Annotated in this window: 11 protein-coding genes; 5 read left to right on the top strand and 6 right to left on the bottom strand. The window is 49.3% G+C overall.

Annotated features, from left to right (window positions below; genetic code table 11):
• The first annotated feature begins 65 nt into the window (after nt 1–65).
• Nucleotides 66–1,211: an FIST signal transduction protein gene (locus K4H28_RS10895; protein WP_221005223.1), complete on the top strand. Its 1,146-nt coding sequence runs from the start codon at nt 66–68 to the stop codon at nt 1,209–1,211.
• Nucleotides 1,208–3,961 (top strand): PAS domain-containing hybrid sensor histidine kinase/response regulator, encoded by a 2,754-nt coding sequence (locus tag K4H28_RS10890; RefSeq protein ID WP_221005222.1) that lies wholly within the window; start codon nt 1,208–1,210, stop codon nt 3,959–3,961. The genes K4H28_RS10895 and K4H28_RS10890 overlap by 4 nt, the downstream gene beginning before the upstream one ends.
• Before the next feature lie 148 nt (nt 3,962–4,109).
• Here K4H28_RS10890 and K4H28_RS10885 read toward each other — a convergent pair whose 3' ends face one another.
• Complete coding sequence (locus K4H28_RS10885) at nt 4,110–5,864, bottom strand: chitinase (protein WP_308443445.1); 1,755 nt, start codon at nt 5,862–5,864, stop codon at nt 4,110–4,112.
• Nucleotides 5,865–6,119: 255 nt separating this feature from the next.
• Here K4H28_RS10885 and metF point away from each other — a divergent pair, with 255 nt between their 5' ends.
• Entirely contained in the window at nt 6,120–6,956 is an 837-nt protein-coding gene (gene metF / locus K4H28_RS10880) for a methylenetetrahydrofolate reductase [NAD(P)H] (RefSeq protein WP_221005221.1), read from the top strand.
• Between the two features lie 81 nt (nt 6,957–7,037).
• Here the strand turns inward: metF and K4H28_RS10875 are convergent, their stop codons facing one another.
• The 4 genes from K4H28_RS10875 to K4H28_RS10860 all read right to left on the bottom strand — a co-directional run bounded on the left by K4H28_RS10875 (nt 7,038) and on the right by K4H28_RS10860 (nt 12,071).
• The gene (locus K4H28_RS10875; protein ID WP_221005220.1) at nt 7,038–7,484 is read right to left on the bottom strand and encodes an outer membrane lipoprotein; all 447 of its coding nucleotides are present in this window, start codon (nt 7,482–7,484) and stop codon (nt 7,038–7,040) included.
• Nucleotides 7,485–7,585: 101 nt separating this feature from the next.
• Complete coding sequence (locus K4H28_RS10870) at nt 7,586–9,223, bottom strand: methyl-accepting chemotaxis protein (RefSeq protein ID WP_221005219.1); 1,638 nt, start codon at nt 9,221–9,223, stop codon at nt 7,586–7,588.
• A 240-nt stretch (nt 9,224–9,463) separates the two neighbouring features.
• Complete coding sequence (locus tag K4H28_RS10865; RefSeq protein WP_221005218.1) at nt 9,464–10,078, bottom strand: 2OG-Fe(II) oxygenase; 615 nt, start codon at nt 10,076–10,078, stop codon at nt 9,464–9,466.
• A complete protein-coding gene (locus tag K4H28_RS10860; RefSeq protein WP_221005217.1) occupies nt 10,071–12,071 on the bottom strand; it encodes a site-specific recombinase in 2,001 nt (666 codons plus the stop codon). The genes K4H28_RS10865 and K4H28_RS10860 overlap by 8 nt, the downstream gene beginning before the upstream one ends.
• Before the next feature lie 378 nt (nt 12,072–12,449).
• Between K4H28_RS10860 and K4H28_RS10855 the strand changes: the two genes are divergently transcribed.
• Nucleotides 12,450–15,260, top strand: coding sequence for a M16 family metallopeptidase (locus K4H28_RS10855; RefSeq protein ID WP_221005216.1), 2,811 nt, complete (start codon nt 12,450–12,452; stop codon nt 15,258–15,260).
• Nucleotides 15,261–15,272: 12 nt separating this feature from the next.
• Nucleotides 15,273–15,620: a hypothetical protein gene (locus tag K4H28_RS16990; protein WP_444542507.1), complete on the top strand. Its 348-nt coding sequence runs from the start codon at nt 15,273–15,275 to the stop codon at nt 15,618–15,620.
• A gap of 178 nt (nt 15,621–15,798) precedes the next feature.
• On the opposite strand, the gene K4H28_RS10845 is transcribed toward K4H28_RS16990, so the two are convergent.
• Entirely contained in the window at nt 15,799–19,629 is a 3,831-nt protein-coding gene (locus K4H28_RS10845) for a phospholipid carrier-dependent glycosyltransferase (RefSeq protein WP_221005214.1), read from the bottom strand.
• Nucleotides 19,630–19,829: the final 200 nt, after the last annotated feature.

The following is a 19,829-nucleotide window of genomic DNA, read 5'->3' as shown; positions in this document are numbered from 1 at the left end:
GTTTTTTTTTGGGCGAAAAAAGATGTGTTTGCTAAGCTGAAAAGTCATTCATAAGGGCTTCCACGATGCAAGTTAAGCAAATTAAAGTGAAACAGTTATCTGAGCTCAGTGTTGAGCTACAAAGCTTAGCCGCCATTCAGCCGCAATGGTTGTTGGTGTTTGCGAGTCGAGCCCTATTGAGTGATGCGCAATGCTTTTCAATATTGCGACAACAGTTTCCAGATGCTGCTTTATTGGGTTGCTCAACTGCGGGGGAAATTTCAGCCGATGGTGTTGATGATGACAGTTGCGTGATCACGGCGGTGCAGTGGCCGTTTGGCGTGCCGCAGACCGCGGTGACGCAGTTGGCGAGTATGGAAGACAGTGAGGCAGCAGGGCAACGCTTAGCTTCGATTTTGAATCAGCAGCCTTTATCGGGGGTGCTGGTGCTGGGGCAGGGCGTTAATATCAATGGCAGTGCTTTGGTGCAAGGTTTGGCCAGTGGCTTAGCTGGCGGGGTACCGATTATGGGCGGTTTGGCCGGCGACGGGACCGCATTTGGACAAACGGCGGTGCTCAGTAATGACGGCGTCGCGAGCAATACCGTGGTGGCTCTGGCGATCCCTGTTGGCGTACAAATCGGTCATGGTTCGTTTGGTGGTTGGAAACCATTTGGCCCTGCGCGAAAAGTAACACGCAGTATCGGCAATGTGCTGTTTGAGCTCGATGGCGAGCCCGCATTAGAAGTCTATAAGCGCTACCTTGGCGAATATGCGGCGCAATTGCCGTCATCGGGCTTGCTGTTTCCCTTTGAGATGCTGGGGCAAGATCACTCCGCGATGGGCTTGGTGCGTACAATTTTAGGCGTTGATGAGGCTAATGGCAGTTTGATTTTGGCCGGAGATATTCAAACCGATGGTTATTTGCGCCTGATGCATGCCAGCAATGATGCTTTGGTTGAAGGAGCAGAAGCTGCAGCCAATGCGGCCCAAGAGATGGTTAGTCAAGTTGGACAAGGTTTGGGTTTGTTGGTGAGCTGCGTGGGTCGCAAGCTGGTGATGGGGGGACGTATTGATGAAGAAATCGAAGCGGTTGGTGATGTATTTGGCCAGCATATTGCCATAGCTGGATTTTATTCCTATGGCGAAATTAGCCCGTTTGTAAATTCGACTGAGTGTAAATTACATAATCAAACGATGACCATCACCATTTTGAGTGAATCGCAAGCATGAACAAACTGCTCGCTCGTCAATTAAAGCGCCATCTAGCTTGTGTTGATGAGCAGGCGGTTGAAGCGATGTTGCAATCGATCGAGCAAACCGCGGATGGGCTTGAAAATCGAGCGGTGGCCAATGTATTGCTTGGCCTGCGTAAACTGATTACCGCGACCGATGAGGCGTATAGTCAGTTTGATCGTGATGTCGCTTTGGGGTCGCGTAGCTTGCAAATTAGCTCGGACGAGTTGACGCAAGCCAATGAAACACTGCGATTTGAGGCGGCAACGCGCCAGCGTGCAATTGACGCATTGTGGCAAACGGCAAGGCAGCTACAGCTGAGTTTGGGGCTGCCGCCGATGGATGAAAAAACGGCAGATCTGGAGCAATTGTCGGTATTAATGGGGCAATTGGTCGATGCTCGGCAAAATGCAGAGGCGGCCTTATTGGCGCAAGAAGCTCAGTTTCGGACATTAGCCAGCAATATTCCTGGCGTGGTGTTTCGTTGTCAAATTGATTACCCGTGGGGTATGCACTATATCAACGATGAAATTGAGGTGCTTACGGGCTATCCCTCAGATCTATTTTTAGCGCCGCAGCCTTCTTGTAGTTATGGATCATTGATTTATGCAGATGACTTGCCTGTGGTTGATTCTGCCGTGAATGCTGCGATGGCCGGCGGAGAGCGCTACTCGGTCGAGTACCGGATTGTTGACGCCAAAGGCGCGCTGCATTGGGTTTATGAGCGTGGTCAAGTGGTGCGTGATGCTGCAGGGCGGGCAGAATGTTTGGACGGGTTGATCTTTGATGTCACCGAGCAAAAACGTGCCGCCAATCGTTTGCGACAGTTGTCGGCGGCGATCGAAGCTAGTCCAAGTCCAGTTTTAATTACGGACGTTAAAGGCCTGATTGAATATACCAATCCAAAATTTGAACATACGTTTGGTTATACCTTGACGGAAATTCTCGGTAAGAATCCCACGGAAGTTTTGTTGGGCAGCACACCCAAACCTGTAGTGCATGAGCAGCTGATGCAATCGCTGTTGATTGGTGAAGAGTGGCGAAAAGATCTACGCAATCGCTGTAAAGACGGTACGTTGATGTGGATGTCGGTGTCGATTTCGCCGATTCGCGATACGGCAGGGCAAATTACACATTTTGTTGCCGTGTATGAAAACATTGAGCTGCGCAAAGCGGCTGAGCAAGAATTAATCAATGCAAAAGAAGCTGCCGATCAAGCTAATCGCTTAAAAAGTGATTTTTTAGCCAATATGAGCCATGAAATTCGCACCCCAATGAATGCCATCATTGGCATGACGCATCTCACTTTAAAAACCGAGCTGAGCGCGAAGCAGCGTGATTATCTGAGTAAAACTAGTCTTGCCGCTGAATCATTGCTGCATATTTTGAATGATATTCTCGATTTTTCTAAGATTGAAGCGGATCGCTTGCAGTTAGAGAATATCCCGTTTAGTTTTGAAGCGATTTTTGCGCAGCTGCGCACCTTGCACCAAATCAAGGCAGAAGAGAAAGGCTTGCAGCTCAGTCTGAATATGGCACCGGATTGCCCTGTGGCACTGTTGGGAGACCCATTAAGATTGGGCCAAGTACTGAATAACTTGGTCAGTAACGCCATTAAGTTCACGCAAAAAGGTGGCGTCAGTGTCAATGTCGATATGGTGGCGCAGCTAGAGGGTCGAGTTCGGCTCCATATTGCCGTTAAAGATAGCGGAATTGGTCTTAGCCCCGAGCAAATTAAACTGCTATTTAAGCCGTTTTCACAAGCGGATGGTTCAACGACGCGTAAATTTGGCGGAACGGGTTTGGGCTTGTCGATTTGCAAGCGACTGATTGCCATGATGGAAGGCGATGTTTGGGTGGAAAGTCAGGCCAATCAAGGCTGTACATTTCATTTCACCTTGTGGCTGGCGCGCTCATCCGAGGCGCTGTTCAATGAGGTGCGAACCAGTCGAGGTCAGCATCTTAATGGGGTCAGGATTATGTTGGTTGAGGATAATCCGCTCAATCAACAAGTTGCCAATGAGCTACTGACTGGCGCGGGGGCGAGTGTCATCTTGGCCCAGCATGGGGGGGAAGCTTTGGGCTGGTTGTCGATTGATCCCTTGCCGTGCGACATTATTTTGATGGACTTGCAAATGCCGGTGCTTGATGGCCATTATGCGACGCGATTAATCCGTACCGATGAGCGCTTTAAAGATCTACCGATTATTGCAATGACGGCGCATGCGATGTCGGATGAGCGGCAACGTTGTCTTGATACAGGGATGAATGATTACATCACCAAGCCGATTCAGCCTGATGTGTTGTTTGCTACGGTTGCCAAATGGGCCGGGCAGCATATTATTGATATTGCTGAGATTGAAGTTGATGGTGGGTATATAGACAAAGGTATTGTTCCTTCTATTTCAGGGGTCAATACCGGTGATGTTTTGCAGCGATTGATGGGCGATGCAGTGTTGTATGAGGCTTTATTTAAGCAGTTTCTGACTGACTATTCTGATGCCTACGCCAGTTTGCTGGAGTTACTGCAAAAAGATCATGTCAGTGCCGAGCGGTTGGCGCATTCGATGAAAGGGGTGGCGGGCACCTTGGGTATGCCGGTATTGGCGGCTGCGGCAAGTCAATTGGAAACCGCACTACACGCTTCGCCTGGCGATGCGGGTGCTGCTTTGTTGCCTTTTGCAGAAGCATTAGCTCAGATGCTGGCTGCTGTTGACCAGGTTTACGGTGATTCTAATCTTCGGTAACTCACACACTATTAAACTGGCTGACTTGCCATGGAGCAGCTGTGGCAATTTACCTCATCCAACCGTGATGCAAAATCTTGACGATGGCGTTGATGGAAATAAAAATGGCGACACCGCAGTGTCGCCATTTTGTATTACACGCTAGCGTTTATTTGTTGAAATACGCGCTGTGTTTTTTCGCAAAATCGTAGTTTTGCTTGCTATCCCAGTTGATCGACCACGTCATAATGCCGCGTAAATCAGGCTGTGCTTTCGCCGGTTTGTAAGAGCCGCAGTTTTGCAATTTCATCAAGCAATCCAATGCTTTATGTGTATCGGCAATCGACAAATAACCACCACCCGCGGCGCTGGTCGTTGCTGGCAAGCCAAAGCCAACTTGGTCAGGGCGCAGTGCAGGGAAAGGTTTGTTGACATCGCCACCGAGGTTAAAGCCAGTTAGCAGCATATCGGTCATCGCCACTTGGAAGTCCACGGTACCTTGTGAGTACTGACGGCCATCCGTTGCACCGATACTGCCGGTGTTGTAATGTTGAACGTGCAGCATATTCAAGTCATCACGCAAGCCGTGGATGATAGGCAAGTAACCACCCCATGTGCCGCCGTAATAGCCGTGACCACCCTGAACATAATTCACTTCCGGTGCCATGGTCAGGATGAATTTCTCACCAAAGCGCGCTTTGATCGCTTTAACACCGGCAATCACGTTAACGATTTGTGGCGTTACTGGTTTGCGATAATCATCTTGAGCCGTAATCGTTAGATTATTTTCCATATCCAAATCGAGACCATCAAAACCGTATTTCGCGATAATGTCGCCCAAGGTTTTGATGAAACGCTCACGCGCTTCTAGCGAATCAATGACGATAACGCCATTGGCACCACCGAGTGACACCAATACTTTAGTGCCTTGTGATTGCTTGAGTTTAATGTCGGCGATGAATTCAGCTTCATTAAACAATTTATCCAACACAAATGCGGCCGTGCCTTTAGCTGCAGATTGATCACCTTCTACGAACGATACGTTAATGATGTTGTATTCAGCTGGAACGTCTTTCAAACGCATCACACCAGAACCATTATCGAAGTTGTGCCAGTAGCCGACAACCACGTGTTTTGGAAGCAAGTCAGTGCTTGGCGTGGTGCTTGGTGTTGGCGTAGCTGATGGTGTGGCTGACGGAGTTGTTGTCACTGTTGGTGAAGGCGTTGGCGTTGGTGGAATCCAATAGCCGCAATCACTTGGAGTCGCAGGTGGTACCCAAGTGCTACCTGGGATAGGCGTCACAATCGGGCAAGGTGCTTTGGTTGGTGTTGGAGTGGATGTAGGAGTTGGTGTCGGTGTCATTGCTGAGCCCGAAACTAATTTCCACGGGCCCCATTGATCGGCGCCTGGCACATTGCCTTGTGTCCACCATTTGGCTTCATACACGGCGCTGCCTACGCTAACACGAGCGCCGCCGTTATAGATTGTTGTAGAACTCCAAGCAGGTGTGCCGCTAACAGGCGTTGCAGTGGCGGTTGGCGTTGGGCTTGGTGGTGGCGTCATGGTTGCCGTAATGACCCACTCTGTTGAGCAGCTCACAGGATTGGTTATTTTCCAATATCCGTATTGATTGGGGGTCCCAATTGGGCAAGCTAGTGGGGTTGCTGTTGCTGTTGGTGTTGGTGTTGCGCTGCTGGTGCCTGTTTCTTTCCATAGCGTTGGGGTTGAAGCTGGATTCCAGCCTGCGCCCACGTAGGCGGTGTGTGTCACTAATGCGCTATACGTTTTACCGTTGTAATCGACTACAGTATTGACTTGGTAAGTGTTGCCTTCTTGCCAAGATGCAGCATGTACGCTTGCTGCAAGTAGTAAACCACCGAGTAAAGTGGCTAAACGAGTCATTTTTGAGCGTGATTGTGCCATTGTCGTCTCATCCTTATTGTTTAGGGGGACAACCAAATCGGTTGACCGCTTTGCTTGAGTCGAATGCCCAAGTCCATTGCGATACTATTCCCATTTCATTTTTGTGGGTATATTCATGGTCACATTTAATTAAAGATGTTGTTTGCATGATGTAATGCGCGATCGATTTGTACAGTGTATGAATTTTACTCATCTCTCGTCCAATGGGCTGGTGGTAACATTCATGTCTCGATGAATGTGAATAAGTTGCCGGCTATGACCTATCCTTTGCGTCCAATTAGTTTTGAATTTTTCCCGCCGAAAACCGATGAAGGTGCAGCCAAATTAGCGACCACGCGGAGGCAACTCGCGCAATTTAATCCTGAATTTTTCTCAGTAACGTTTGGCGCTGGCGGTACGACGCAAGAAGGCACTTTGCGCGCGGTGGTGGATATTCAAGCCGCCGGTCATTCGGCTGCGCCGCATTTATCGTGTGTAGGCTCGACCAAAGAAAATATTCGCTCGGTGGTGCAGCAATATAAAGATCACGGCATCAAGCACATTGTTGCTTTGCGCGGTGATATTCCATCGGGGATGGGGGCGTTTGGCGAGTTCCGTTATGCCAATGAATTGGTGACTTTTTTGCGCCAAGAATTTGGTGATTGGTTTCATATCGAAGTCGCCGCTTACCCTGAGTTTCACCCGCAATCACCGAGCGCCGAAGCAGATATCCGCAACTTTGTGAATAAAGTGAATGCGGGCGCTAATTCAGCGATTACGCAGTATTTCTTTAATGCGGATGCTTATTTCCGTTTTGTCGATGAAGTGCAAGGCCGTGGGGTGAATATTCCAATCGTGCCGGGGATTATGCCGATTCAAAATTACAGCCAATTGCAGCGTTTCTCGGATATGTGCGGCGCTGAAATTCCACGCTGGTTGCGGTTGCGTTTGCAATCGTACTCGGACGACACCGCTTCGATTCGCGCATTTGGTTTGGATTTTGTGACTGAATTATCCGATCGCCTGTTGGCGGGCGGCGCACCGGGTTTGCATTTTTATACTTTGAATGCGGCGGGTGCCGTTTCGACGGTGTGTCAGCGATTAGGGTACTAATGGGTATTGATCGCTAGACGTTTTTAAGTAATGGCTAGATCGATATACGTATGATGTGGCTTGCCGTTTGGCAAGCCTTTTTTATTTATTACTCACTTGAGTTTGAACACGAGCCGTTTTGCCGTCGCTAATCACGTCGACAGTTTGGCCTAGCAAGAAAATTTGTGGCGGATCTTGCACGACGACTAAACGCTCACCATTATCCTGCATCCGAATGGTCAGCTCTTGTGCGGTTTTTTGATTGATTTGCTGCTCCATTTGATTGCCCAAAAAGCCACCCAAGAGCGCACCAAATACGCTACTGACCGCACTACCCGTACCTTGGCCGATATTGTTACCCGCCAAAATACCACCAATGACCCCACCGGCAATGCTGCCAATGCCACTGCTATTGTTGGTAGTAATGATTGTGACGTGCTCAATTTTCCCTGTGCGTACTTGCGATACAGGATATACCGTCGGCGGAGTGCTACAGGCGTTGAGTAAAATAAACAGCAGGGCGGGTAAGCAGGCAGTGATTCTGGACATATTGCCCTCGTCATTTAAGAAGCGTAATTAAGTGATTTTACGCCCTTTGTATGGAGAGAGCTGTGCACAAAGTCAGTTGCTCCCGCTGCACGGCCAATACTTCAAATGCGAAAACGGCCAACCATTTCTTTAAGTTCCCCTGCGATTTGCTCGACGCCACGCGCACTCTCTGCTGAATGACGAATCGCTAAGCTGGTTTCCTCCACCATTTGTGAAATATCCTCAACCCGCACGGCAATGCTATTGCTGGCTACACTCTGCTCGCGCGTAGCCGATGATACTTCTTGCAGGTGCTCCAGCGTGGACTCAGCACCTTGGTGAATGTGCTGCAGAGAGTTTGCGACATGGCGGGCCAATTCGACGCCGCGATTAACTTCAGGCAACGCAGTTTGCATCAGCAAGACGACCTGTTCTGTTTCGCCCAAAATGGTAATGAGCATCCGCTCAATATCAATCGTAGCGGATGAGGTTCGCTCTGCTAGTTTACGCACTTCATCGGCGACCACCGCAAAGCCACGACCTTGCTCACCAGCCCGAGCGGCCTCGATCGCTGCGTTGAGTGCCAGCAAATTAGTTTGGCCTGCGATATCTTTGATGACTGCTGCAATTCCTGAAATCGCTTTGGCTTTGCTATCGAGCTCTTGGATTTGATGTGTTGCACCGCTCACACTTCGGGCGATATGTTCCATTAATTCGGTGGTGTCCCGCACCTGAGTTACGCCTGTGCGGGCAAGCTCGGTTGCATCGCGTGACGCATGCTCGGTCATGTTCGAATTATCAGAAATATGAGAAATGCTTACAGTTAGCTCTTCCATCGCCGCCGCCATCGAGCAAGTCGCATCCGCTTGTTTGGCTGCCGCTTGGGCGATTGCATTGCTCGATTGGGCAATTTGCGAGGATTGCTGGCTGAGCGTACCGGCGTGTTGCTGAACGGATTGCAAGGTGCTGCGCAGACCTTGCACCATAGTTTGTAAAGAAGCGAGTAGGCTGTTGGGGTGTTTGCAATGTATCTCCACTTGCAAATTACCCGCCGTGATTTCGCTCATAATCTGCATGGCATCTTGAGGCTCTCCGCCCAATTGCTGCAAAATTGAGCGCGAAATAAGCCATGAAACCCACGCGAGTAACAAAGCCAGTCCAAGTAATTGCACCGATGCAAAGATCAGCTTATTGATGAAAGCAGCATTGAGGTCGTCTTCATAAACGCCTGTTGCGATCACCCAATTCCAAGCAGGAACCAGCATGGAATACGCGATTTTGGGTTGTGGTTCTTTAGCGCCGGGTTTTGCAAAATGGAAGTATGAAAAATCACCGCCTTTTTTGGCTGCTGCCACTAAGTCCTGCAAGATCATCACACCATTGGTATCTTTCAGATCGCCTTTATATTGGCCGACCAACTCTGGCTTGATCGGGTGCATCTGGTAGACCATATCGGTATTGATAATAAAAAAGTACTCGTTTTTTTCAAAGCGGATATCACGTAGTGCGGCGGCGGCTTGGGCTTGGGCGGCCTCTTGGCTTAACTGGCCACGTTCGGCCTGATTTTGAAAATAATTCACCATCCCAACCGCTGATTCAACCTGTGCGCGGACTTTGGATTGGCGCTCTTCGAGCATACTTTGGCGCAGATCAAGCAGCGATAATCCCCCAACGGTCGCCAGAATAAGCGTGGCTAATAGGCAAAGTGAAAGTAGTCGGATACTGACTCGCCAACGCTGCAAGACTGAATTAATGAACATGTGATTTCCCTGTGGTATTAAATTGCGCGCTTATGGTTTTAATTGGCTTCATGCGGCAAAGCGTTAGTGTGATCGATCAGTGGCGTACGCAGGGATAGAAAATCAGTGAGCGGTGATGGATTTGAGGTTAGCGGTCTATTGGCTCAGTGGGCGGCGATAAAATGAGTAATTGCTAATGCAGCTAGGCGCGCGGAAGCCTTTGTCTACATAGAAAAAGCCCCTTACGAAAGGGGCTTTGGATTAATTGGTACGGCGGCGATACCAGCCGGTGAGCGAGAGGCGCTCGCGCTGCGCGGGAAGTACTTCGTGCTCAAATCGATTGGATAAAAACACCACCAAAGTGCCGCCGTGCGGCGTTACGTCGATGTGCTGTTCGTCGTCGAGGTAAATGCGTAACTGCCCGCCATCAAGCTCGGTCCAGTTGTCATTGAGGTATTGCACGACAGTGACCACACGCGTGTCTTGATTCCGGTGTTGGTCAAGGTGGCGTTGGTAGAAACTACCGACCGGATATCGCGCAAAGTGCCATTCTAGCTCGTTCAAGCCCAAATACAGCTCACGGTTTAAGCTCTGCTGCAAGTCGGCCATGCGCTGATTGGCTTCGCGCATTTCAGCATCATCATTCTCAACCCACAATACCGCATCACCGCGAATGTCTTGTCGCACTTGATGCGCGGCTTCACGGCCAACGCCGGCGGCTGCGAAGGCCCTTTTTCGTGTGGTGGCCAGTTGCTGCAAATGACTCAGTTCATCAGCGGATAAAAAATTCGGAATCACAATCCAACCCACGCCAGCCAATGCATCCGCAATGGTTGTATTTAATTCAGTTGCACCATTGGTTTCTAACTCAGGCATGGGAATTTTCCTCAGTGGATGGCGTTTTGGGGGCGATAAATAAATCAATCGGCCGGCTCAGTGCTCGGCGCCAGAACTTGCCCCAGAGTGGTTTAAGTTCACGTAAATGACGTTTACGTGAGCGCATCGCGACCCACAGCGCCAAGGTGAAACTCACAAATAAATTGGTCACACCGATGATGGTGACGCCCAACGCACCCCACGCAACAATCGGCCACGCCAGCGTAAATTCATAGGCTGAGATCGCATAAGCCAGATTCGCGGCCGAGAAAGTAATGTGACGTATGTCGAGCGGCAGCCCGAGCAGAAAGCCGATGGTGCCGATACTGCCGAGCATAATCCCGAAGTAAAAATTACCCGCCAATGCGCCCAGATTGTGTTCGATGTATTGGCCTAGGCGACGACTACGATGCTCACCCAAGATTTTATTAAGGAGTGGCATGGCTGCAATCCGCTGCGGGATTTGGTTGTAGAGCGATTTATTGTCGTAATAACCGGAAATCAATCCGGCCAAGAATAAGCAGCAACCGGCAATGGCGGCATAGAAAACAGCATTGCCACTAATCGGCATCAACTCCGCGAGCATTTTATCGGCCTTAGTGGTATCGACCACGTGATAGCCCAATTCATACCACCACAACCATGCAATCCCCAGTGCCACGGGGGCGGCGAGTAAGACATTGCCAATAATTGCAATAAACTGCGTGCGTATCACCTTGATAATCAGCTCAACCAACTCGGTATAACTATCGGTTTTTTTATTGTCGAGCGAAGGCAGTGCCGCCGCGATGCGCGCCGCCGTCATCGCTGGCTGCTTGGTCGCTACCGTGAAATGCAAAATATGAATCAGCATAAAACCCAAGGCGTAATTCATGCTGAAGGTAAAGGCTTCGAGTAGCGGTGGTAAGTGGGCTTTGGCCGACAAAATCTTAATCAGCGCCATAAACCCGACAATCACCCCAGCTCCCGCGGCAGAACGGAACATTTGTAACCATTCACGCCGCGTTTCACTGATGTAGTGCTCGCCGGTGTGGCTGGCGTGTTCGGTGACTTGTAAAGCCAGTAGTTCAGTATTCTCGCGCAATACATCGCGCACACTGTATTTGCGATTTTCAGCTTTGACCAGTTCGAGAAAAAGGCCTAGTAGCGCTGGTGAGTGTTTGGCTTCTGGCGTTGAATCGACCAGTTGGAATAGTACTTTTAAACGATCAATATGCTGTTTTAAGCGTAATAAATGATAAGTCAAACTGACCGATGCCCCATTTTTGGCGGCCATTTTCCAGACTTTGGCAATGATGGTTTCGCACTGGTCGAGCAAAACAAAAATATGGAGATGATCTTCATCCGGCGGGCGGCGAGCAGTGAGGTCTTCCCGATAGCGTTCGATATAGCTCAAAACTTCGGCATTGAGCCGCACAAAGGGCGATTCAAACCGTTCCACATCGGGGTGATGCAAGACGATTTCAGGCTCAAGACCAATCGCAGACAGGCGGCAAGACAAAACCTGAATCGCTTCGAGCTGTTGCAAGCGAATATGCGTTGGAATCTCAAACATACTGAGTTCTTCAGTATGGGCCGCATCGCCGACCTCAAACCAAACTTCTTTGGGTATTGCGTTCAACCATAGGTAATCATTGCGATTTGGGAATAATACCCCGAATAAATCTTTTAAATAATCAGGATTGATCGGGGGGGGGAGCAGCTTGGAACCGACACGGCGTTGAATGGCGGTAAAGAAACTCTCATTCGATAAAATACCGGTATCGGTATAGAGCTGAACTTGGCGTGTCGTCCCCAAGAGGGCAAACAGTTGTTTGCGCAATGCCGCACGATAGTCGGCGTGTTGTTCCAGCAAATAGCACAGTGCGCGGGCATTATTCACCGCCGTGACGGTATCGCTGGCCTTGGCTGGGCGTAATGCATCAATGAGTTCTTTTAGGCTGGTGACGGGATCGCTTTTCGCATCCATCATCCGAATTAGGGTTTGTTCCATATTGTTTAATCCATCGTCGTGTTGGGGATTAACGCACAGCAGCACTGACACTTCAGGCTGCACGATGAGGCGTTCGGCTTGCATATTATTTGTAACAAGGCCGTCCGAAGATGCGGCTGATTGTACCTTGCTTTTGCGCTGAAATAGGCGCGTAAGCAGCGTAAATAGGTGCAATTCCCGATGAGGATCAGCTTAGGTTTACGGCATACGCAGTGAAATAGTGCAGATCGAGCTGCTGTAATAAGGATAAAAAATTTAGATTAATCAGTTGTTTGCCGAAATTTTGATCTCGATCTTCAGATAAAAGTTGAAGCTCCATCAACTTTGTTAATTTTTATTTCAGGCATAATGCCAACGTCAATATGTCTTGAGCCTGTCATGAAAAAAACAATTATCTTGTGTTTGTCATTGTTTTTCTCGGTCGCTGTTTTTGCTTCGCCCGAAAAACTAGCACCCATTCCGCATCTACATCCCCGTGTGATCCAAGGGCAATTGCCCAATGGTTTGCGCTATTTGATCAAGCCGATGACGCCCCAAGCCGGTGAGCCCAGCGAAGTGGAATTGCGTTTACTGGTCAATAGTGGCTCGCTCAGCGAAGCCGATGATGAGCGCGGCATCGCGCATTTGATTGAGCATATGGCGTTTCGTCAGACCAAGAACTTTGGCAAGGATGAAGTGAAGGCTTTTTTCAATAGCAGCGGTATGCGCTGGGGAAATGACAGCAATGCCTTCACAGGCATAGAAAATACCATGTACTTTTTCAAAGTGAAGCCAGATACCTTAGATCGCGGATTGCAACTAATGGCTGATTGGGCCAATGGCGACATTGTATTTGATGCTGAAGAGCTCAAAATCGAGCGCGGTGTAGTGCTTGATGAAATCCGCTTAAAAAAAGAAACACTGCAGAGCTTGGGGCATTTTTACTCAGTTTTAACTCCGAATGCGCCACACTTAGATAACCAGCAGGGAGGAACTGCAGACAATGTTCGTGAGCAGTCTCAGGAACGCGTCGAAGCTCTGTATCGCAGGCTGTATCAGCCACAAAAAATGACCTTGGTGATTGCTGGCGATGTACCAAATAGCATCGAGCAAAAGATTAAGTCTTTATTTGCTAAAGCAGCAATAGGTGATCAGGACAGCCAATATCCAGTTTTGCCACTGACGCCAAAAGTGCGCACCTATCGCGGCAACCCTCCTCCGTGGCCACACACTGAGTTTGGCGTAACGTGGAATTTTATTCAGCAACCCGTTACCGATGTAGTACAAGTGCAATTGCAAGGTCTTGCGATGCAAGCGATGCAGCAACGTTTGCAGAAATTGGCGATGCAAGACAATCAGCATTTTTCTTCGGCAGAATGGTTTGATGAAAGTGGTATCGTAGGTCGTGAGCGCAATTTTTCTTTATATACCATCGTAAAAAATGAAAAGCTGGGTGATGGATTAACCCAGTTGTATCGCGAGGTGCGCCGTGCGCGCGAAACGGGCTTTAGTGATGCGGAGGTGGCCGATGCCATCACTAGCTTTACTTTGTCGCTGGAAAATATGCCTGTGTCGAATCAAACTTGGGCTGATTCGCTGATACGTTCTGCTAAATTCGGGATACCGTCTTTTTATGATGCAGACCATAGCGTCATTTTTGACCCTGCAAAGATTACGCCGCAGGCGGTGAATGCTGCATGGCAAAACATCGTCAGGACCCCCGATCAAATTGCGATGATTTTGCGACCTAAAGAATCAAATAGCAGAAATGACGGCGATACTTGGAATGATGAAAAATTGGCTGCAATGATCGCGTCGGTCGATGCCGAAACATTACAAGCGCTAGTTACCCGCGTTGAAAAACCGTTGTTAGCCAAAGAGCCGAAACGCGGGAAGGTCGTCAAAACGAAAACAGAAAATGGCGCAACGGTTTGGACCTTGAGTAATGGCGCGCAAGTATTGATTCGCCAGCAGCGTCAAGCTAATGAGCAAATCGGTGTGAATGTTCGTTTTGCGGGCGGCGCGTTGGCTTTGCCAAAAGAGTTGCAATCGGCCTCTAAAGTGTTGCCAAACTATATGAACTTGGCGGGTGTTGGAAATTTGAATTCTGCCGAGCTCAGTCAAGCGTTGCGCAATGAAGTATTGGAGTTAAAACCGATCTTTGAGACTGCACAACATGGTTTTGGTGGTGTCGCTGCGGAACGTTCTCTGCAGCCGATGATGCAGCTACTTTATCTTTCGATGGCTCACCCACGCAGTGATCATGCTGCGAATGAAAAAGCGGCGTTGCAAGCGTATCAAAGCTATATGAAGAATGGCCCTGATATGAACTTAAAACTGTATGGTGATGCGTGGCCTTATCGGCCTTGGTTTATTTTGAATGACTACGAGATGAGTACCGAAAAGCTCGATCAGTTACGCAAGCAATTGTATGGCAATCCAGCTCAGTTGCGAATGGTGTTAACGGGTGTTGCGGATATGGCGCAAGCCAAAGATCTGGTCGAGCGTTATATCGCCAGCATCCCGCCAGCTAAGCCAGCGGCGGTGACATTGTCACCGATTAAAATCGAGCCGAAGATACAATCGTTGTCGAACACGGTGCTGAGTGAGCGCTTGCAGGAGTCTCTCAATATATTTACTCATAATAATGACATGTATTCGCTCTGGAGCGTTGCGCTGGATGGCGTTGGGGCTAATACCCAGAATGCCTTCTTGCAAGAAGGATTGAACGATGTGATTAAACAACGCTTGTTGACGATATTACGCGAGCAAGCTGGGGATACTTATGAGGTGCATACTTGGGGCGAAATGTCGCCTTACTATGGGCCAACATTGAGTCTTTTATATAGTGTATCGCGTGAGAAATGTGGTCAGGCTTTAGTGCTTGCCGCACAGGAATTAAGAAAACTGAGTCAAAATTCAGTGAGCGATGCCGAGCTCAAAGCGATGCATGAGTTTATGCAAAAAGGCTTGGATAACGGCCCGAAATACCCTTACTGGTACGCGTATTCGCAAATGTTTCATTGGGTTTATAACAAGGACCTGAGCTGGTTGAATCCGAAACCCGAGCAAATTCTCAGCCGTGCCAATGTTGATGCTGCTGCTAAGAGTTGGTTTGTGCCAGAAAAATGGATCGTCGCGGCGGATGCTTGCAAAACCTTGCCGGATTTAACAGTGTTGGATCAAACGGTGACTGCGGCGAGCAAGTAATTCGCAGTGATCATGATAAAGCCACTGCAGCTAAAAACTGCGGTGGCTTTTTTATTGGCTGTTGTTTGCCTGAGGCGCGGTGGCGACCTCAAGTTGCGTCAAAAAAAACATCGCTTCAGTTTTAGAATTGCCGCACATTTCAAACGAGGGTTGCAGCCCAGCACAAACGGCTGGCCGCTCTGGCTGGCCAAATATTTTACAGCCAAGCTGTTCATCGAGCTGAATACACAAAACGCCTGCCGGTTTGCCATTGGGCATGCCGGGAATAGGGCTGGAGATGGACGGAGCGGTGCAGCAGGCTGCGCATTGTGGGCGGCATTGGAAAGTCATGCTCGGATTTCACCGTATTGTGTACGATAGGGCAAGCGATTTTTGGCCGCTTGATCTTGTGGATTAATTAATGTGATAGTTGGTGGGGTTGGTATTGCTTTGTACGCATTATTTATAAATGCTTTGATGGTAATACCCATTGGGTATAGGTTGAGATGTAGCAATAAAAAACGACCCGAAGGTCGTTTTTTATTGGGTGATAGGATGATCAGTAGTATAGGGTAATCGGCCCTTTGCTCATAAATTCTAGCCACCCGCGTGGTACGGGTAGGCCGCTTATGGCTGGGAAGTAGGCGATAAAGAGTATGAGCGCGGCAGCAAACATACTCCAAGGCAAGTATTGCGCCCATTTGCGATTTGGATTGTAGATTTGCAAGCGTTGCAACCACCACACCAGCGCTAAAATAATGAACGGCACTGACGCGAAGAAATGGTAGATGAAGACCAATTTGCGGGGGATGACTGCCCAAGGTAGGAATTGCGCTAAGCCAGCGATAAGGATAAAACCCAGCGCCAGTTTTTGGCTGTCGCTGACATTAAAGCGTTCAACCGTTGCTTTTGACCCCGCCAACACGGCACGCCAAGCCAGCGCGAAGATAAATGCGAGAGTGCCCAAATACCAAGTAATCGGATTACCAAACGCGCTAATTGTCGATACTTTCAGCGGCCCAGTCCATTCGCTACCGCCGTAATACCACATTGGTTTGACCATCGTTGGCCATTCATACCAGAACGAGCTAAATGGGTGGGTGGCTTTGAGTTCGCTGTGGTAAGCCAGCATACTCGATTGGTTGGCGAGCATGCCCGAAATGCCTTGACCAGTCGCTTGCATCAATGGAATGTAGGCGGCGGTGTAGATGAGTACCGGCACTACAATGAAGGCGACAATCGAGACCAACACGGTTTGCGTGACCCATTGCGCGTAACCACGTTGATCTGGCATCAGCGGGCCTTGCGCTTTGGCGACGCCTGCTTGTCGCCAGAGATTCCAGCAATACAGGATTGCTAAACCTAAGCCGTGGTAGAGCACGATCCATTTACTGGCTGCGCCAAGACCAAACATTGCACCGCACAGGAATAGCGATTTCATATCGGTTTTCCAGCCATTTTGTACGGGTTCACTTTGCATAAAGCGCAGCATCCAGTACGAGCTGACCAGAATAAAGAACACGCCGTAGGTATCAATCGTGGCAATTCGCGTTTGCGTGAAATGCATGAAATCGACAGCAAGAAAGGCCGTAGCTAATAGTGCAAAATTGTCCGAGCGAAACAGGCGACGCGATAGATAGAAAAACACCGGCAGCATCATGATGCCGAACGTTACGCCCATAAAGCGGAAGCCAAACGGGTTCATGCCAAACAGGGCGATGCCAATCGCGATGATGATTTTGCCCAGCGGTGGATGCGTGTTTTCGGTCGCGTCGATACCTTGCAAAATTTCCCATGCACTGTGTGCGTGATAGACCTCATCAAAATACATGCCGTTGAACGCAGTCGAAGGCGAGTCAAACTTTCCTTGCTCATCAAATAAAGCGGCTGCTTCATCAGGTCCGTTAATTTGTTTAATCGGCAGCACTTGGCCTTGGCCATCCAAGAGGGCGAGCTCATTCATTTGCAATGAGCCGGTGCTTAAACCCACTTTGAAAAAGCGTGCCGGTACATTGGCATCGACTTTGCGCCAGCGAAATTCAGCAAAACGATTGTCGACAATAATGCCCTTGCCGTTGGCCCAGTTTTGCCCGTCATTGGACCATGCAATCGCATACTCGCCAGTGCCTAAACCATGGTGGTATTGCACTGTAGACACTGTCTGAATTGAGCCTAGGTCAAATACTGCCCAATCACCTGCTGCGGGTGGATTCCAGAATTTTTGTGGCGAGGCAAAATTGCCGAGATATGTAAATGCGGCGATTGAGTAAAGTATGCAAATGGTCGCCAAGCCTAGCCATGCGTTTTTGCTCACTTTGGCCAGCGGTGGATCGCTTGGGATGGTGTTGGCCGGAGCTGTAGTCAGTGGTGTGGATACGGCGGCTTCGGGCAGCCGCTGGATATTGCCACGCAAGAAAATATCGTAGCCCACACGGAAGGTTTGGATCAGCAAAATTACATTTACCAGCGAACCGAGCCACAAGAACACATTGCTGTTTTCGACCAATGAGCTTTGCAAACGCATCATCATATCGAGCGTGATGAGGGTGTTGATATAGGTCGTTAAGCTCGCTGCAATTGCCAGCCACAGTACGCGTTTGTCGCCGATGACGAGGAAGGCGGTGAAGCCGATAAACGCCGCTGGGAATAAATAGCGCTCGTGCATTTTTGGCCCGAGCACGAAGAACAACACAAAAATGGCAAAGGCGCCAAATAGATAACGACCTGTATTATTTTCACGTTGATTCGCGGCGATGATGCCGTATACCACTGCGCCCAAAGACGATAATGTCAAGAACCAAGCCCAAGTGCTGACTTGCAAGCCCAAGAATAAGGTTTCGTTTGCGACCCAGTTTTGGCCGAGCAGGGCGTATAGATTAAATGCGTTTAAAGTAAGGTAGTTATAGCTGGCCAATGTGCCGCCATACAGGCTAAAAATCCATGTTGGTTCACGAGAAATCGTAAACGGCAGTGACAAGATAACAAACGTTGCAATCGCCGCACCGAGCGCTTTGAGTTGCAATGGGATGTTGCGAAGTGACAGCAGTGCAATCAGCGCAATTGGGCCTACCAACAGCGCTTGCGGCTTAAACAGAACGGCCAGTGCATATAAACTGGCCGCAAAAATAACGCGGCGACGCTCTAGCATCAAGAACGATGCCGCGAGCATGAGTGTGAAAATACTATCCACTTGACCCCAGAAGGCCGAAGTCACAATCGCCAGCGGGTTAAATAACCACAGGAGCGCAGCCACTAAAGCGAGGGCACGCTCGGTGGTGTTGTGGCGGGCAAGGCTAAGTAAAAAGAAAGCGCCCGCAATATCAGCTAACATCGCTGGCATTTTGAGCAAGACTAAAAAGCTTGGCGTGCCGTATTGAATGCCAAACCAGTTCGAGATGGCACCAACGAGCCACAGCACCGTGATGTAGCCCGGTGGGTAATCAGCGAAATAGCCGGGTTGATAAAAGCCAGCAAAACCACGGCTATACATATCGATGGCCCAAGCGCTAAACGTACCCACGTCTTGCGTATAACCCAGTACCGTACCTGCTCCCCATGCTTTGAGTAGTACGACGGCTGCAATTAAAGCGAATACCTGCCAAGTTTGCGTCAGTGGCGTGATGCCATCAATGATGGTGCCATAGCGTTTTTCGAGCGTATTGCGCTGTTTAATGACAAACCAAGCGAGGAGCAAAAATGCAAGCGTTACACTGACCGCGAGTGTTGAAACTAGTGCGGCAGATGCTTTTCCACTTGGTGCTGCAGCCACTGGTGCGGTTGCGGGGGGGGTAAAGCTAATGACTTTAGCGCCTGCAGGTGGCTCGCTTTGGCTGAGAGAAATATCATCAAACCAGACTGTGCCGGTGGCTAGGCTGCCGTAAAAGCCGAGTCGGACGGCAACTTTAATCTCAGTTTGTTCTGGCCCCGTTTTGCCCCAGGCGACGATTTCTTGCCAATCGCTATCGCCTTTGATGTCCCCAGCAAATTCCATGGCATCCACCACGCTGATATTCGCACCGACTTTGCTATCACTTGGAATACCTTGCGTTTTCACCCAGCTAGACAAGCGATACCATGTATCAGGCTTGACCTGAATCGCTTGCATGAGCTTGCCATCATCGCCTTGCTGAAGATTGATTTTGAGTGATGCGCTGCCGCTATGAAAGACGGTTTCATCCCGCGTAGCGGTGCTCGGTGGATCGCCTTGTGTCCAGTGATCAAAAGTCCAGCCTGCCGCACCACCGGATGGGCTAGCATCTTCTGCACTTGCGTTGCGCACTATATTTTGGGTTTCGGCATAGACATTGGCTGAAAACAACTGCAGTAGCAGCCCAAATAAGATGGCAAAACAACACTGAATCCACACCGTTCGCACAGAAAATTTAGACATGATGCAACACTCAAACTTTACCTTGGGGAAGTGCGCACTATAACGGCTCTCAATCCTTACGCCTAGTTCCTTCCTGAGGAACACGTGCCTATGTCACATCCAGTCTCTGCTCTGCTTGCGTTATCAATTCTTACGAATTCAATCTGGCTGCGGCTTTGGCTTAATCGTGCGGTGCAATATCATGATAGCTACATCAGGAA

Origin of the sequence: Deefgea tanakiae (assembly GCF_019665765.1) — a bacterium.
In the GTDB taxonomy this organism is placed as follows: Bacteria; Pseudomonadota; Gammaproteobacteria; order Burkholderiales; family Chitinibacteraceae; genus Deefgea; species Deefgea tanakiae.
Note: the sequence above shows the minus strand (reverse complement) of the source record. Positions and strands in the feature narration are given on the sequence as shown.